Origin of the sequence: Serratia sp. N21D137 (assembly GCF_047530005.1) — a bacterium.
Taxonomy (GTDB): domain Bacteria; phylum Pseudomonadota; class Gammaproteobacteria; order Enterobacterales; family Enterobacteriaceae; genus Chania; species Chania fonticola_B.
Genome location: NZ_JBLJAJ010000024.1, coordinates 68557 through 84865, shown reverse-complemented (window position 1 = coordinate 84865; position 16309 = coordinate 68557). Strand labels below are relative to the sequence as shown.

Annotated in this window: 17 protein-coding genes and 1 other annotated feature; of the genes, 11 read left to right on the top strand and 6 right to left on the bottom strand. The window is 52.5% G+C overall.

The annotated features are described in order from the left end of the window. Nucleotides 1-467 precede the first annotated feature (467 nt). The 3 genes from clpB to rluD form a co-directional block, all read right to left on the bottom strand. Nucleotides 468-3041, bottom strand: a complete 2574-nt coding sequence (clpB, locus tag ACMV5H_RS18170) for an ATP-dependent chaperone ClpB (protein ID WP_414822249.1) — start codon at nucleotides 3039-3041, stop codon at nucleotides 468-470. Between the two features lie 130 nt (nucleotides 3042-3171). After that, complete coding sequence (gene yfiH / locus ACMV5H_RS18165) at nucleotides 3172-3903, bottom strand: purine nucleoside phosphorylase YfiH (protein ID WP_021808130.1); 732 nt, start codon at nucleotides 3901-3903, stop codon at nucleotides 3172-3174. After that, on the bottom strand, nucleotides 3903-4880 hold the full coding sequence (gene rluD, locus ACMV5H_RS18160) for a 23S rRNA pseudouridine(1911/1915/1917) synthase RluD (RefSeq protein ID WP_021182199.1): 978 nt from the start codon (nucleotides 4878-4880) through the stop codon (nucleotides 3903-3905). The genes yfiH and rluD overlap by 1 nt, the downstream gene beginning before the upstream one ends. A 132-nt stretch (nucleotides 4881-5012) precedes the next feature. Here rluD and bamD point away from each other — a divergent pair, with 132 nt between their 5' ends. The 5 genes from bamD to pheA all read left to right on the top strand — a co-directional run bounded on the left by bamD (nucleotide 5013) and on the right by pheA (nucleotide 8603). Next, entirely contained in the window at nucleotides 5013-5744 is a 732-nt protein-coding gene (gene bamD, locus ACMV5H_RS18155) for an outer membrane protein assembly factor BamD (RefSeq protein ID WP_021808131.1), read from the top strand. 196 nt (nucleotides 5745-5940) lie between these two features. Further along, on the top strand, nucleotides 5941-6399 hold the full coding sequence (gene tnpA, locus ACMV5H_RS18150; RefSeq protein ID WP_179250519.1) for an IS200/IS605 family transposase: 459 nt from the start codon (nucleotides 5941-5943) through the stop codon (nucleotides 6397-6399). Between the two features lie 367 nt (nucleotides 6400-6766). Beyond that, nucleotides 6767-7111: a ribosome-associated translation inhibitor RaiA gene (gene raiA / locus ACMV5H_RS18145; protein ID WP_021182197.1), complete on the top strand. Its 345-nt coding sequence runs from the start codon at nucleotides 6767-6769 to the stop codon at nucleotides 7109-7111. A gap of 124 nt (nucleotides 7112-7235) precedes the next feature. Next, nucleotides 7236-7361, top strand: a sequence feature (Phe leader region). Continuing rightward, entirely contained in the window at nucleotides 7237-7284 is a 48-nt protein-coding gene (gene pheL, locus ACMV5H_RS18140) for a pheA operon leader peptide PheL (protein WP_192958309.1), read from the top strand. It overlaps the preceding feature by 48 nt. Nucleotides 7362-7445: 84 nt before the next feature. Further along, nucleotides 7446-8603: a bifunctional chorismate mutase/prephenate dehydratase gene (gene pheA / locus ACMV5H_RS18135; protein WP_021182196.1), complete on the top strand. Its 1158-nt coding sequence runs from the start codon at nucleotides 7446-7448 to the stop codon at nucleotides 8601-8603. A 42-nt stretch (nucleotides 8604-8645) separates the two neighbouring features. Here pheA and tyrA read toward each other — a convergent pair whose 3' ends face one another. Further along, the gene (gene tyrA, locus ACMV5H_RS18130; protein ID WP_179253402.1) at nucleotides 8646-9767 is read right to left on the bottom strand and encodes a bifunctional chorismate mutase/prephenate dehydrogenase; all 1122 of its coding nucleotides are present in this window, start codon (nucleotides 9765-9767) and stop codon (nucleotides 8646-8648) included. Nucleotides 9768-9773: 6 nt separating this feature from the next. After that, nucleotides 9774-10847: a 3-deoxy-7-phosphoheptulonate synthase gene (locus ACMV5H_RS18125; RefSeq protein ID WP_021182194.1), complete on the bottom strand. Its 1074-nt coding sequence runs from the start codon at nucleotides 10845-10847 to the stop codon at nucleotides 9774-9776. A 665-nt stretch (nucleotides 10848-11512) separates the two neighbouring features. Between ACMV5H_RS18125 and ACMV5H_RS18120 the strand changes: the two genes are divergently transcribed. The 6 genes from ACMV5H_RS18120 to ACMV5H_RS18095 all read left to right on the top strand — a co-directional run bounded on the left by ACMV5H_RS18120 (nucleotide 11513) and on the right by ACMV5H_RS18095 (nucleotide 15905). Then, nucleotides 11513-12859, top strand: a complete 1347-nt coding sequence (locus tag ACMV5H_RS18120; RefSeq protein WP_021182193.1) for an anaerobic C4-dicarboxylate transporter — start codon at nucleotides 11513-11515, stop codon at nucleotides 12857-12859. Between the two features lie 203 nt (nucleotides 12860-13062). Then, nucleotides 13063-13827, top strand: a complete 765-nt coding sequence (locus ACMV5H_RS18115) for a YdiY family protein (RefSeq protein WP_021808133.1) — start codon at nucleotides 13063-13065, stop codon at nucleotides 13825-13827. A gap of 279 nt (nucleotides 13828-14106) precedes the next feature. Then, entirely contained in the window at nucleotides 14107-14325 is a 219-nt protein-coding gene (locus ACMV5H_RS18110; protein WP_021808134.1) for an HP1 family phage holin, read from the top strand. Beyond that, a complete protein-coding gene (locus ACMV5H_RS18105; RefSeq protein WP_115160223.1) occupies nucleotides 14309-14863 on the top strand; it encodes a lysozyme in 555 nt (184 codons plus the stop codon). Before ACMV5H_RS18110 ends, ACMV5H_RS18105 begins: the two co-directional genes overlap by 17 nt. A gap of 56 nt (nucleotides 14864-14919) precedes the next feature. After that, complete coding sequence (locus ACMV5H_RS18100; protein WP_021182189.1) at nucleotides 14920-15138, top strand: DNA-binding transcriptional regulator; 219 nt, start codon at nucleotides 14920-14922, stop codon at nucleotides 15136-15138. 119 nt (nucleotides 15139-15257) lie between these two features. Continuing rightward, nucleotides 15258-15905, top strand: a complete 648-nt coding sequence (locus ACMV5H_RS18095) for a helix-turn-helix domain-containing protein (protein WP_051363788.1) — start codon at nucleotides 15258-15260, stop codon at nucleotides 15903-15905. On the opposite strand, the gene ACMV5H_RS18090 is transcribed toward ACMV5H_RS18095, so the two are convergent. Further along, nucleotides 15902-16282 carry a VOC family protein gene (locus ACMV5H_RS18090; protein ID WP_414822248.1) on the bottom strand — a complete coding sequence of 127 codons (381 nt, stop codon included), beginning with the start codon at nucleotides 16280-16282 and terminating at the stop codon, nucleotides 15902-15904. The genes ACMV5H_RS18095 and ACMV5H_RS18090 overlap by 4 nt on opposite strands. Nucleotides 16283-16309: the final 27 nt, after the last annotated feature.

Sequence of the window (16309 nt, the reverse complement as noted above, 5' to 3'; positions counted from 1 at the left end):
ACTCTTCAAGACTTGATATTTTTTTGCTACCGAAGTAGCTGGATATCGTCTTGTGAGTGCCCACACAGATTGTCTGATAAATTGTTAAAGAGCAGTGAGTTACGCGCTTTCGCTTGCTAACTCGAGGAGGCGTATACTACGCGATTCCTCTGAAGAGTCAACCTTTATTTCGGTGTTTTCACCGGCTTGACACTTCCTGCCTGGGCGACTGGTTCTCGTTAGAGGAGTCGTTGTTCCCGGTCAGTGGAGGCGCATTATAGGGAGTTCTCAGAAGGGCGCAACCCCTAAATTCAAAAAACTTTTCAAGCGCTCAAATATCAGCCAAAACGGACGTTTTAGGATAATTATTAGTCTAAAAGACGCTGATTTCATGTTGTTGAACATCGAAAACCCGTCAACCAGGCTAAACCCAAACAAAAGGGGGCGGTAAAAACCGCCCCCTTCTATATAGCTACCAGCAACTACTTTTATTGCTTGGCAACGATATGGTCGTTTTCCACGTCCAGCGTCACCGGTTTGCCTGGGATCAACTTGCCAGACAAGATTTGCTGTGCCAGCGGGTTTTCGATTTCCTGCTGGATAGCACGTTTCAACGGCCGCGCACCATACACTGGGTCGTAACCCGTTTTGCCCAACAGCTCCAAGGCTGGCTCCGTGATACTGACTTCGTAGCCACGCTCTTCCAGACGCTGGTACAGACGAGCCAACTGGATCTTGGCAATCTGCGCGATATGTTTCTGACCGAGCGGATGGAACACCACCACTTCGTCGATACGGTTGATGAATTCCGGACGGAAATGTTGGCTCACCATCTCCATGACCGATTCCTTCATCTGTGGATAGCTCATCTGACCGAAATACTCCTGGATCAGATCGGAACCCAGGTTAGAGGTCATGATCACCACGGTATTACGGAAATCAACGGTACGACCTTGTCCGTCTGTCAGACGTCCGTCATCTAACACCTGTAACAGGATGTTGAACACGTCTGGGTGTGCTTTTTCCACTTCGTCCAACAGGATCACTGAATATGGACGACGGCGCACCGCTTCTGTCAGATAACCGCCCTCTTCATAACCGACATAGCCTGGAGGCGCACCCACCAGCCGCGATACGGAGTGTTTCTCCATAAACTCGGACATGTCGATACGCACCATCGCGTCATCACTGTCGAACAGGAACCCAGCCAACGCCTTACACAGTTCGGTTTTACCCACCCCGGTAGGACCCAGGAACAGGAATGAACCGATCGGCCGGTTTGGATCGGAAAGACCGGCACGGCTACGGCGAATGCCATTGGACACCGCGTTCACCGCTTCATCCTGGCCAATCACCCGTGAGTGCAGCTCCTGTTCGAGACGCAGCAGTTTGTCGCGCTCACCTTCCAGCATTCTGGCCACCGGGATACCGGTCGCTTTCGCCAATACTTCGGCGATTTCGGCGTCGGTAACGCGGTTACGCAGCAGCTTCATGGTTTTGCCTTCTGCCTGCGTGGCCGCCTCAAGCTGTTTTTCCAGCTCAGGGATTTTGCCATACTGCAGTTCAGACATGCGCCCAAGGTCACCTACGCGGCGCGCCTGCTCCAGCGTGATCTTGGCCTGCTCCAGTTCCGCCTTGATATTTTGGGTACCAGACAGAGAAGCCTTCTCCGCTTTCCACTCTTCTTCCAGTTCTGAGTATTCGCGCTCTTTCTGCTCCAGCTCGCTACTCAGCATTTCCAAGCGTTTCTTACTGGCGTCATCCGATTCCTTGTTCAGTGCCTGCTCTTCCAGTTTCAACTGGATGATGCGGCGCTCCAGGCGATCGAGCGATTCCGGTTTGGAGTCCATCTGCATGCGAATGCTGGAGGCGGCCTCATCGATCAGGTCGATGGCCTTATCCGGCAACTGACGGTCGGAAACATAGCGGTGCGACAATGTCGCCGCTGCTACGATCGCCGGGTCCGTTATCTGCACGTGGTGATGCAGCTCATAGCGTTCTTTCAGGCCACGCAGGATGGCGATGGTGTCTTCCACGCTCGGTTCCGCGACATAGACTTTCTGGAAGCGGCGCTCCAGCGCAGCATCCTTCTCTATATATTGGCGATACTCGTTTAGCGTGGTCGCCCCTACGCAGTGCAGTTCCCCACGGGCAAGCGCGGGTTTGAGCATGTTGCCAGCATCCATCGCGCCATCGGCTTTACCGGCACCCACCATGGTATGCAGCTCATCGATGAACAGAATGACGCTGCCTTCCTGTTTGGAAAGATCGCTCAGCACCGCCTTCAGGCGTTCTTCAAATTCGCCACGGTATTTCGCACCGGCAATCAACGCGCCCATATCCAGGGAAAGCACGCGTTTATGCTTCAGCCCTTCGGGAACTTCACCGTTGATAATGCGCTGTGCCAAGCCTTCAACGATGGCGGTTTTACCGACACCAGGCTCACCAATCAGTACCGGGTTGTTTTTGGTACGGCGTTGCAGCACCTGAATGGTGCGGCGGATCTCTTCATCACGGCCAATCACCGGGTCAAGCTTGCCCTGTTCCGCACGCTCAGTGAGATCGATAGTGTATTTTTTCAGAGCCTGACGCTGATCTTCAGCACCTTGGTCATCCACGCTGTCTCCCCCCCGCATTTGTTCAATGGCTTTGGCTATTTTGTCCGCTGTAGCACCGGCTGCTTTCAGCAGATCGGTCAAGTTACCGCGATCTTCAAGCACCGCCAGCACAAACAGCTCGGATGAAATAAACTTGTCTGCCCGCTTTTGCGCCAGCTTGTCGCAAAGGTTGAGGACACGTACCAGTTCGTGTGAGGGTTGAACATCCCCACCGGTACCTTCAACCTGAGGCAGACGAGACAATGCCTGATCGATGTCGGTACGCACTCGCGCAGCATCAATCCCGGCAGAAGTCAGTAATGGACGAACCGTCCCCCCATCCTGATTGAGCAGGGCGCTCATCAGATGTAACGGTTCAATAAATTGATTGTCGCGCCCAAGGGCCAAAGACTGGGCATCGGCGAGGGCAAGCTGGAATTTGTTAGTAAGACGATCCAGACGCATAACACCTCCAATGTAGGTCAAAATTGCTACTGGAGATTAAATGAGGTCATCCCTCAAATTTTCAAGGTTATCTCGACACTATATTATGAGTACAACGTCATGCATCAGTGGATCGTCCTAGGGCAGTAGGTTATCTCACCCAGATCAAACTTGCCATACGTCCGGTTGTTCCGTCGCGCCGATAGGAGAAAAAATGACTCATTTCGTTCATTGTGCAACGATTACCGCCATAAATGGCGAAAATACCAGCACCTTGCAGGCGCTGACGAGCCAAAAGATAGAGGTCTGCGAGGAATTTTTCACCGTGGGGAGTAAAAGCGGCGGCGGCGGCGCTATCAATATCCATAAATGCCGCACGCACTTCAGCCCCAACTTCGAACCGGCTTGGGCCGATTGCCGGGCCGAGCCAGGCAGTGATGTTTTCTGGTGCGGCAGCAAAGCGCGCCACGGTATTTTCCAGCACGCCATGACATAAGCCACGCCAACCGGCATGCGCGGCGGCAACTTCATCCCCCGCTTGTGAAGCAAACAGTACCGGTAGGCAATCCGCCGTCATCACCGCGCAGACCAACCCGGCCACATTGCTGTAAACCGCATCGGCGCGCAAATCTTCAGGCGTTTGGCCATCCAGCGTCAGTACACGAGTACCATGTACCTGCTCCAGCCACAGCGGCATCTGCGGCAAGCCAGCGGCCGTGACCAAACATTGGCGGTTACGCGCCACGGCCTGTGCATCATCACCAACGTGCTCACCCAGATTCAGCGAGTCGTAGGGAGGAAGGCTGACACCGCCATGACGAGTGGAGCTGCAGGCTGTTACCCCTGCAGGCAGCGGCCAATCGGGTACAATCAGCGAACTCATTACCAATTCATCTGATCTTTGAATTCTTCGGTATCGAGCTTCAGCGCGTTGATCAGATCGACCATATCCTGTGGGATTGGCGCATGCCATTCCATCTGGATACCGCTGATCGGATGATACAGGCGCAACATGGTTGCGTGCAGTGCCTGACGGTCAAAGCCGCGCAACGTGTTGATAAAGGCCTCTGACGCCCCTTTTGGCGGACGTGGACGGCCACCGTAGAGTTGATCGCCCACCAGCGGATGGTCGATATACGCCATATGCACACGGATCTGGTGCGTACGGCCGGTTTCCAGGCGCAAGCGCAAACGGGTATGGGCGCGGAAATGTTCCATAATGCGGTAATGAGTCACCGCAGGTTTGCCCATTGGGTGCACGGCCATGTGAGTACGTTTGGTGGAGTGGCGGGCAATAGGTTGCTCCACTGTGCCACCCGCGGTCATGGTGCCGATCGCTACCGCTTCGTACTCTCGGGTGATCTCACGCTCCTGCAATGCCTCAACCAGGCGGGTTTGCGCCGGAACGGTTTTGGCAACCACCATCAGGCCGGTGGTATCTTTATCCAAACGGTGAACGATACCGGCACGCGGTACGTCGGCAATCTCCGGGAAATAATGTAACAATGCATTAAGCACCGTCCCATCCGGATTACCCGCACCTGGGTGCACCACCAGGCCGCGAGGCTTGTTGATCACCAGAATATCGGCGTCTTCATAGACGATATCCAGCGGGATGTCTTGCGGTTCCCAACGGGCATCTTCTTCAATCTGTGCATCAATGGCGACCGTCTCTCCCCCCAGTACCTTCTCTTTCGGCTTGTTTATCGTTTTGCCATTGACCTGTACCCTGTCTTCCAGGATCCATTCTTTTATGCGAGATCTTGAATAATCAGGGAACAATTCGGCCAAAGCCTGATCTAAACGTTGTCCGAGTTGAGTTTCGGCCACCGTTGCGGTGAGTTGTACTTGTTGTGCCATATGCAGCTTCTTCGTTAACGTTGGGTTTTCACGGCGATGCCGTTTAATATAATGTGCTATTGTAACTGGTCTTTTGTCGGGAGCTTAACGGACAGTCTCCCAAAATAACACCCTGAGGATAATCTAAACGTCATGACGCGTATGAAATATCTGGTGGCGGCAGCCACGTTGAGCCTGGCGCTGGCAGGTTGCTCCACATCCAAGGATACGGTTCCCGACAGCCCGCCTTCGGAAATCTATGCTACTGCCCAGCAAAAACTGCAGGACGGTAACTTTAAGGGCGCGATTACGCAACTCGAAGCGTTAGATAACCGCTATCCATTCGGGCCGTACTCTCAGCAGGTCCAATTGGATCTGATTTATGCCTACTATAAATCTGCCGATTTACCTTTGGCACAGGCCTCTATCGATCGCTTTATGCGTCTGAACCCAACGCATCCGAACATCGACTACGTCATGTACATGCGCGGTCTGACAGATATGGCGTTGGATGACAGTGCACTGCAAGGCTTCTTCGGGGTTGACCGTTCTGACCGCGATCCACAGCATGCCCGCGCCGCATTCCGCGACTTCAGCCAGCTGATCCAGCAGTATCCGAACAGCCAATACGCGACCGATGCCTACAAGCGTCTGGTATTCCTGAAGGACCGTCTATCCAAGTACGAGCTCTCAGTGGCGGAATACTACACTAAACGTGGCGCTTACGTCGCGGTAGTTAATCGCGTTGAGCAGATGATGCGTGAATTCCCGGATACCAAAGCGACGCGCGATGCGCTGCCGCTGATGGAAAACGCCTATCGCCAGTTGCAATTGAATGCTCAGGCCGACAAGGTAGCGAAAATCATCGCCGCCAACGCGTCTTGAGTCTTTGATATGGGCACAAAAACAAAACGGCAGCTTCGGCTGCCGTTTTCATTGTGCACAGAAAACCTCCAGCTAGGCTGGAGGTTCCGTAAAGCTTTCAGCTTTGAGCCAGTTATAAAAACCCCTTTTGATTTGTTAAAACAGTTTGCGGTCTGGCAACTGCAAACGTTCAACAAGAAATCAAAAGGGGGTCCCTATGAGGGACGAAAAGAGCTTAGCTCACACGCGATGGAACTGTAAATATCACATAGTTTTTGCGCCGAAGTACCGAAGACAGGTGTTCTACGGGGAAAAGCGTAAAGCGATAGGCAGCATCTTAAGAAAGCTGTGCGAATGGAAAAGTGTGAATATTCTAGAAGCAGAATGCTGTGCGGATCACATCCATATGCTTCTGGAAATCCCACCGAAGATGAGTGTGTCGGGTTTTATGGGATATCTGAAGGGAAAGAGTAGCCTGATGCTTTATGAGCAGTTTGGCGATTTGAAGTTCAAATACCGTAACAGGGAGTTTTGGTGCCGAGGATATTACGTTGATACTGTTGGTAAAAATACAACCAGGATACAAGAATACATAAAGCACCAACTGGAAGAGGATAAGATGGGTGAGCAGTTGTCGATCCCCTATCCGGGTAGCCCGTTTACGGGCCGTAAGTAATCCATAGATGCAAATGTCAGATCGCGATGCGCCTGTTAGGGCGCGGCTGGCAAGAGAGCCTTATAGGCGCATATGAAAAACCTCCGGCTATGCCGGAGGATATTTATTTGCTGCAAATTCAGCCGTTTTAAGGATAAATACACAAGCAAAAACACGGTGTTAGCAAGGCTGCACCACCGGTTAACCTATCGATAATGCGCGTTCTGCTGCCAAGACTCAAGCGTTAGATGGCAGTTTCAGACGCTAAATCACAGATTGAACTAACTTTGCAAAAAGTGACAAAAATTTGTGTTTTCCATCACGCATTTCGGCAAAAAGAGCGGTATGCTGAATCTATCCAAGACGGAAAGACAGAGAGGTAAGTTATATGACACTCAACATTACCAGCAAACAAATGGATATCACCCCCGCAATCCGTAATCATGTCGAAGACCGTCTCAGTAAACTGGAAAAGTGGCAGGCGCAGCTGATCAACCCACACATCGTCTTATCTAAAGAACCTAAAGGGTTTGCCGTCGACGCCACCATTACCACGCCTAACGGTCCGCTGGTTGCCAGCGCCAAACATGAAGACATGTATACCGCCGTTAATGACCTGATTGCCAAACTTGAGCGTCAGTTGAACAAGGTACAACACAAAAGCGAGGCACGCCGCGCTTATGCCAGCGTGAAAGACCTGGCTCCAGTAATCACGCAGGAAGAAGAGGAATAACTCTGCAAGTGATTGTTTCACATCAAACGCGCCCTAGGGCGCGTTTTTTGTCTGCCGGTTTCTATTGACACAATGAAAAGCCAGCGGTTACTTTAAACCCTGATTTACACACATTTTGGAACGCCATGAGCCGTAAACCGTTTTTCTTCGCATTCTTTTTTACCTTCCCCTGATTGGGAGGCGTTTCGTCGTGTGAGAAAGAATGCGAAGACGAACAACCAAGCCTCCTCAAGCAGGGGGCTTTTTTTATGGCTATATGACAACCCGCCCCGCTGGGCTTCAAGCTGCGGCTTGCAAGACGACGGGATTAGAAGAATACAAGGCAAAGCTGATTATGACTGATAACCCGTTACTCGTGCTGCGCGAACGCATCAGCGCACTGGATATGAAATTGCTGGCCCTGCTGGCAGAGCGCCGTGAACTGGCGGTGGAGGTGGGCAAAACCAAACTGCATTCGCACCGCCCGATCCGCGATAAAGAGCGTGAGCGCGATCTGTTGGACGCCTTGATCAGCGCGGCCAAACCTTATGACCTCGATGGTTTTTACGTCACTCGCCTGTTCCAGCTGATTATCGAAGACTCCGTGCTGACCCAGCAGGCCCTGTTGCAGCACCAGCTTAACCAGACCAGCCAACATTCCGCGCGCATTGCCTTCCTGGGGCCAAAAGGCTCTTACTCACATCTGGCCGCCCGCCAGTACGCCGCCCGCCATTTCGATCAGCTCATCGAATGCGGCTGTCAGAAATTCCAGGACATCTTTACCCAGGTGGAAACCGGCCAGGCGGATTACGCCATTTTGCCCATCGAGAACACCAGTTCCGGCTCTATCAACGATGTGTACGACCTGCTGCAACATACCAGCCTGTCGATCGTGGGTGAGTTAACCTTGCCGATCGATCACTGCGTACTGGTAGCCAGCGACACCGATCTGCAGCAGATCGAAACCGTCTATAGCCACCCGCAACCTTTCCAGCAGTGCAGCCAGTATTTGAACCGCTATCCACACTGGAAGATCGAGTATTGCGAAAGCACCGCCGCCGCTATGGAGAAGGTCGCCAAGCTGAACTCGCCAAAAGCTGCGGCGTTAGGCAGCGAGGCCGGTGGTGCGCTGTACAATCTGCAGGTACTGGAACATAACCTGGCTAACCAGCAGCAGAACATCACTCGCTTCATTATTCTGGCGCGTAAGGCGATTGAGGTTTCCGAGCAGGTTCCGGCCAAAACCACGTTGATCATGGCCACCGGTCAACAATCCGGTGCTCTGGTGGAAGCTCTGTTGGTGCTACGTGACAATGGCATCATCATGACCAAGCTGGAATCACGCCCGATCAACGGTAACCCGTGGGAAGAGATGTTTTACATTGATGTGCAGGCTAACCTGCGTTCTGTGGCGATGGAGAAGGCGTTGAAAGGGCTGACACCGATCACCCGCTCGCTGAAAGTGCTGGGCTGTTATCCAAGCGAAAACGTGGTGCCGGTCAATCCGTCTTAAGTAACAAAAAGGGTTCGGCTATGCCGAACCCTTTTTCATCTATTATTGACGGCTATCGTTCGCCTGGCGCAGCAAAGAACGGCTCTCAACCAGGAAGCGCTGGGCATAATCACCAAACCAGTGCTCCACCTTCTGGAAGCTTTGAATAAAGGCCTGCTTGTCGCCCTGTTCCAGTAGCTTGATCGCCTCACCAAAGCGCTGATAGTAGCGTTTGATCAGATGAATATTGTCTTCAGAAGACATGATGATATCGGCGTACAGCTGCGGATCCTGAGCAAATAGCCGCCCCACCATTGCCAGTTCCAACCGATAGATCGGCGAAGAGAGCGCCAGCAACTGCTCCAGCTGTACGTTCTCTTCGGCCAGATGCAGGCCGTAAGCAAAGGTAGCAAAGTGGCGCAGCGCCTGGATAAAGGCCATGTTCTGATCGTGTTCGACGGCGCTGATACAATGCAAACGCGCGCCCCAAACCTGCAACTGCTCCAGCAACCACTGGTAGGCTTCTGGCTGACGACCATCGCAGTACACCACCACCTGTTTGGCCACGCTGCCAACATCCGGGCCGAACATTGGGTGCAACCCCAGTACCGGGCCACCGTGTACGGCCAGCATCGCCTGTAACGGTCGGTTCTTCACCGAAGCCAGATCGACCAGAATACAGTCCTGCGGCAGCGGCGGCAGTTGGGCGATCACCTGCTCGGTAATATGGATCGGCACGCTGACAATCACCATACCGGCATCTGCCAGCAGGCTATCCGCCTGCGGCCAATCCTCTTGATCCAACACTTTGACCTGATAACCCGACAGCGTAAGCAACCGGTTAAACAGGCGGCCCATCTGGCCATTACCGCCAATAATGACGATAGGGCGCAGCTGTGGGCACAGCGTTTTGAAGCCTTTATCGTTCTCGCTAGTGTAGGATTCACGCATCACACGGCGAAGCACGTCTTCGATCAAATCTGGTGGAACGCCGAGGCTTTCCGCTTCCTGGCGGCGAGAGGCCAACATTGCCGCCTCCCGCTCAGGTACGTAAACCGGTAAACCGTAGTGGCTTTTGACTTCCCCTACTTCCGCCACCAGCTCCAGGCGTTTCGCCAACAGGGCCAGCAGCGCTTTATCCACTTCGTCAATTTGATCGCGCAATGCGGTCAGTTCAGCCACCATAACTCACTACTCTCCAGTGCGTGCCATCAGCGCAGCGCCGAGTTCCTGATGCATTTGGCGCAGCAGCGTCTCCGTGCTTTCCCAGTTGATGCAGGCATCGGTCACCGATACGCCGTAGCGCATATCCACACGCGGCTGTTCAGAAGACTGGCTGCCCTCGTGCAGATTGCTTTCCAGCATGATGCCGGTAATCGAACGGTTACCCGCTCTGATCTGCTCAACGACGGATTCGGCAACCGCTGGCTGACGGCGATAGTCTTTATTTGAGTTGCCATGGCTGCAATCTATCATCAAGGACGGATGGAGTCCCGCATCCTGCATCTGTTTTTCGCAGGCGGCAACGTGCTCAGCGCTGTAGTTAGGCGTTTTACCACCGCGCAGGATCACATGACCATCCGGGTTACCCTGGGTTTGCAGCAGGCAAACCTGGCCAGCCTGATTGATACCGACAAAACGGTGCGCCATGGATGCAGCGCGCATCGCGTTGATGGCCGTGCCCAGGCTACCGTCCGTACCGTTTTTGAAGCCCACTGGCATTGAGAGGCCGGAAGCCATTTCACGGTGTGTCTGAGATTCTGTAGTACGCGCACCGATCGCCGACCAGCTGAACAGATCGCCCAGGTATTGCGGGCTGTTCGGATCCAACGCTTCGGTCGCCAACGGCAGGCCCATACCGACCAGATCCAGCAGCAGGCGACGCGCAATGTGCAAACCCGCTTCTACATCAAAGGATCCATCCATATACGGATCGTTGATCAGGCCTTTCCAGCCGACGGTGGTTCTTGGTTTTTCAAAATAGACGCGCATAACGATATACAGCTGATCGCTCAATTCAGCCGACAGGGTTTTCAGACGGCGCGCGTAATCCAGCGCGGCATCAGGATCGTGGATCGAACATGGCCCACAGACCACCAGCAGACGGTGATCTTGCCCTTTAAGGATATTGGCAATGGTTTGGCGGGCCGTCGCGATTTCCGTTTCATCGTTGGCACTGAGTGGGAACTGGTTCTTCAGCTCTTCCGGGGTGATCAGAACCTGTTCTGCACTGATATGTACGTTGTTGAGCGCGTCTTTTTGCATGATCCTATTCCTGTCGTTTGCCGTTATGCGTGTGCGTAGTGAAAACATTGAGCGTTACAGGTGCTACCTTAACCACTCCTTGTAAAGTTTTCAATCCATTTACTGTAAATAAAAAATTACCATCATGAACAGCGAAGTAAAACATCGGCGACAGAAAACAAAATACAGATCAAATAGCTGTTTTATTTAAATAAAAAAACAATAGGCCAATAGGGCGCAGCGAAGAACAACCAACGTCAGCCTCCCTAAAAAACACAGACCGTAAATAAAAGTGAACACAAAAATAGATTACTCATTGGCCCTGACGCGATCAAAAAAACACCACTTCGGCGTGTAGGAGGCACTGCATGCCACGCCCGCATAGCCAACAAATTCCTTGGCAAACCCGCCCCATCCATCGCCAAATTAAACAACTATAAAACAATTGTCATACATTTAACTGGCAATTGATTTTCATTCTTTATTCATTTGAATCTATATCAGAAATAATAGTCACTCTATTGAATAAATATTGCGGGATCTCACAGTTATCCCTCGCCAAATAAATAACTATGGCATAAATCGCTCACACCTCTTTAGGGTTACTCTGCGAAGACAGAGCCCGTACTGCCTGCATTGAGGAGCGATGGGCGTTAGCAGTTATTTCTTTCTGACAAGGGACTCTCATGATCACATTGCAATTCGCAATTATTATTATCTGCCTATTAGTCGGCACCCGATTTGGCGGTATGGGGCTAGGCTTAATAAGTGGTATTGGCTTATTTCTGCTGTGCTTTATTTTCGGTTTGGAACCAGGAAAACCTCCTGTAGATGTCATGCTCACCATTTTGGCGGTGATCGGCTGTGCCTCGGTGTTACAAACCGCTGGCGGCCTGAATGTCATGATGCAATATGCCGAGCGACTACTGCGCCGCCACCCACAACACATCACCTTACTCGCCCCTTTTACCACCTGGACGCTGACCTTTCTATGCGGTACCGGCCACGTGGTCTACACCATGTTCCCGATCATTTCTGATATCGCCATCAAAAAAGGGATCCGCCCAGAACGCCCTATGGCCGTCGCCTCTGTTGCCTCACAGATGGCTATCACCGCATCCCCGGTTTCCGTGGCCGTAGTATCACTGGTTTCGATCATTGCCGCCGGTCATGGGATCGGTAAAGCCTACTCGCTGCTGGAGATCCTGGCCGTTTCTATCCCGGCTTCGCTGGTCGGCGTATTGATGGCAGCATTGTGGAGCCTGCGCCGCGGCAAAGATCTGGATAAGGATGCGGATTTCCAGGCCAGGATCCAGGATCCGGAGCAGCGTGCCTATATTTATGGCGGCACCGAAACCCTGCTCAATCAAACATTTCCCAAGCAGGCTTACTGGTCAACGCTGATCTTCTTCGGCGCTATCGCTATCGTGGTTATGCTCGGCGCCTTTGCCGATCTGCGTCCTTCCTTTGCCGATGCCAAGGGTGTCTTGAAACCGCTGTCGATGAATCTGGTGATCCAGATGATGATGCTGATCGCCGGTGCCGTGATCCTGATGGGCTGTAAAGTCAAACCTAGCGATATCGCCAACGGTGCCGTATTCAAAGCGGGAATGGTCGCCATCTTCTCGGTATTCGGTGTGGCATGGATGAGTGACACCTTCTTCCAGGCACATATGGGGGAGTTAAAAGTGGTGCTGGAAGACGTGGTGAAAAGCCAGCCCTGGACTTACGCCATCGTCTTGTTCCTGGTTTCCAAACTGGTTAACAGCCAGGCCGCTGCTCTGGCCGCCGTTGCTCCAATGGCCTTGCAGCTAGGCGTCGAGCCTAAAATGTTGCTGGCCTTCTTCCCGGCGGCCTATGGCTACTTCGTGTTGCCTACCTACCCAAGCGATCTGGCCTGCATCGGCTTTGACCGCTCTGGTACCACTCGCATCGGTAAATTTATCATCAACCACAGCTTCATTATCCCTGGCCTGATCGGCGTGCTGTGCTCCTGCATCACCGGTTATCTGCTGGTGATGACCTTCCTTTAATCACGTTTCTGCCGGCAACGGACGCTCCCCGTTGCCGCAGCTAACACCGCCGCAAAAAGCCAACGGTATCACTAGACGAAAAGTGCATAAGCCCCCTGTTTAAACTAAAAACATAAGCTAACCAGGCCTATTTTTGTCCCCTCGGCGAATCGATATAATGTGACCGCTATCACTTATAATCACACTTAACTACTGGATCCAAAATGCTCTCTTTACGCGCTCGTCGCGCCATTCCGCTGTTTTTTAGCTGCTTGACCGCCTTCACCAGTGTTTCCGTGTTCGCCGACAATACCCTCTTCACCGCGATGGACGATCCGGCCACCGCCAAAAAGCCGTTTGATGGTAACGTCCAGGCTGGCTATAACGCCCAGTCAGGCAACACACAGAACTCGACCCTGTTGGCCAACACCACCATGACCTGGTTTAACAGCGATACGGCTTACAGCCTGTGGGGCTCGGCGAACAACACCACCTCCTCCAACGTACGCTCCTCGGAGAAATACCAGGCCGGTGGCCGTACCCGTTATAATCTGTCGGCTCGTAATTATATGTTTGGCCAGGTTGGCTGGTTGAACGACCGTTACAACGGGTACGATTCACGCTCCACGCTAACCGGGGGTTACGGGCGCCAGATCTTTAGCGACCCACGCCAAGATCTGCGTGTCGAATTCGGGCCAGGCGTTCGCCATGATGAATACCACGGCGGTGGCCGCACCACCCGCGCCCTGGCCTATGGCGCAGCCAACTATTCCTACAGGCTGACAGACACGGCCCGCCTATCCGAAGGTCTATCCGCTTTGGCGAACGACGAAACCACCGTTAACTCCGAAACCGCGTTAAACGTCGCCATCAATAACGACTTTGCCCTACGGCTGGCCTACACGGTGGTCTACAACACCAAGCCACCTGCCTCGGCACCGAAAAATACCGATACCACGACGTCAGTAACGCTGGTGTACGGTTTGTAATCTCGTCTTACCGCTCCGCGCAGTCCTCCTCTAAGCCCATAATTAATGGGCTTTTTTTATTCCCATTCCCATGTTGACCATTTTGCTAAAAATAGTCCTATCCCCGCTTGACGACTTTAGCATTTTGATTAATACTGTATGCATATACAGTAATTATTGCTAAGGTAAAAACCATGATAAACCCGGCAAATGAGGCCAATATCGACCCGCTTATCGTGGCCGACAGTCGCGTTATCCTACAAAAAAACCCGCTGCGACAGCAGATGTGGGGTTAATGGGATGGAGAGATTAACCTCATTCATTACCTACTCCGCGGCGCTATTTCTCGCCTGGCTTGGCAAGCTCTCACCGCAGGATGTGGCCTTTCTGATCGGCGCGGCCGTAGGAATCGGCACCTTCCTGGTTAATTGGTACTACAGACGCAAGAGTCTGGAGATCCTCAAAAGCATCGAACGCGATGCGGCAGCACGGAGACTTTTTGATGAACTCAATCGTTAAGCGTTGCAGCGCCCTGGCCATTCTGGCGATCGCCATGCTGCTGCCGCAGGCCAATCACATTAAAACCTCCGAACAAGGGCTATACCTGATTGCCGATTTTGAGGGGTGCCAGTTAACCCCGTATCAATGCGCAGCAGGGGTTTGGACGCAAGGTGTCGGCCATACGGCCGGCGTTATTCCAGGTAAGTCCATAACCCCAGTGCAAGCGGCGGAAAACCTGCTGGAAGATATCCGTCGGGTAGAGAGCCGCATGGCAGCCTGTCTGCCACAGCAGATGCCCCAGGCCACTTATGATGCCGTCATGGCGTTTGCCTTTAACGTTGGTACGGGAGCCGCATGTCGCTCTACCCTGGTTTATTTCCTTAACCATGGCCAATGGCAGCAGGCTTGCGATCAGTTACCGCGCTGGATTTATGTCAATGGCGTCAAAAACCGCGGGCTGGAACGCCGCCGGGCCGCCGAACGTGAGCTGTGCCTAAAAGGTCTCAGCACGCCGAACACCACCAGTTTCCCAGGGAAAGAACAGCTCGCTCAGTAACTTTTCGAGCACTGCTGACGAATAGTTTTTCACCGTTTTATCAAGAGGGGGTCTCTATGATGCATTGTCCACTGTGCGGTAGCGTGGCACACACTCGCTCCAGCCGCTATCTGAGCGAGTCGACCAAAGAACGCTATCATCAATGCCGTAACATTAACTGCAGTTGTACCTTTGCCACCCATGAATCCGTGGCCCGGGTCATCGTTTCACCCGGCGACATCATTCCTGCGCAGCCGCACCCGCAAGAAAGCAAACAACGCGCCGCTGCGATGTAATGAAAAAAGGGGTTACCATCTGGTAATCCCTTGGTTTCACCAGAATAACGATAATCCAACCAGAGGGAATAGATGGTAAGCTTTGGAAAACCGGGTCCTTGAGATGATAGGGAGATCAAATGCAACAGCTGGTCTTGGAACACTGGAGTTTTCATGCGCCAAAAACGACACGGCAAATTGTTGTTCCTGATGGCTGTCGGGATTTAATTTTTCTGACTGACGGGAATGGGCAGCAGGAGATGAAGATCACTGAGATCGACACCTGTGCCTATAGCGTGGAAAGCGCCGCAGGTGACCAATATGATGGTTTCCGGTTTCGGCCAGATTGTGTTATCGATGAAGGCAAATTATTTCATTACCTCAACGCATCCCGATTAACACCGGAGCATCCAACATTAGTGTCTATCATTCACGATACCGTTCGTGTGGATACGCAGCTTGCCGAAACATTGCAGTCGTTACGGCTTGCCAACTCTCTGACTCAGGCAAGCCTGGAGTTGGGGATTAGCGTTCGTACTCTGGAACGACTGGTGAAGAATAAAACCGGCAAGAGCCCGTTATTCTGGCTTCGTCTATTACGGATGAGAAGAACTGCATCAATGCTAACTGCCTGCGATCGTGTGTCCCTAACAGAAATCGCACTAAACGGTGGTTATTGTGACCAGTCGCACATGAATAGGGAGTTCCAGCACTGGTTAGGGATCACGCCTGCCGCATTCTGTATTAATCCCCATTGGCAACAGGCGTTTGGCGAAGGCTACGATTAGGCCATTACGGAACAGATCTCGACGAGGTTATGCTCTGGATCTGCCACGTAGCATATCGTTTGCCCCCAGGGCATGTGCTGAATATCTTCAACCAGTACCGCACCGGCATCCAACGCGGTTTTCAGCGCTTTCGGCACATCGTCGGTAGTGAAGGCAATTTCAAACACCGGATGGTGATAATCACTTTTAGCGCTCTTTTTACCCTGCCCAGCCAGCAACTCTCTTGAGCAAAATGACAGTCGCGTGGCACCGGTAGCCAACTCTCCCCAGTCCCCGCGTTCATGCAAACAATGGATCTCAAAGCCAAAGGCTCGATGATAGAAATCCATCGTTTGTTGCACGTTATCAACATATAAAATCGTATAGGCAAATTGCATCGCAGGCGCTCCATTCAGTGATCAGTG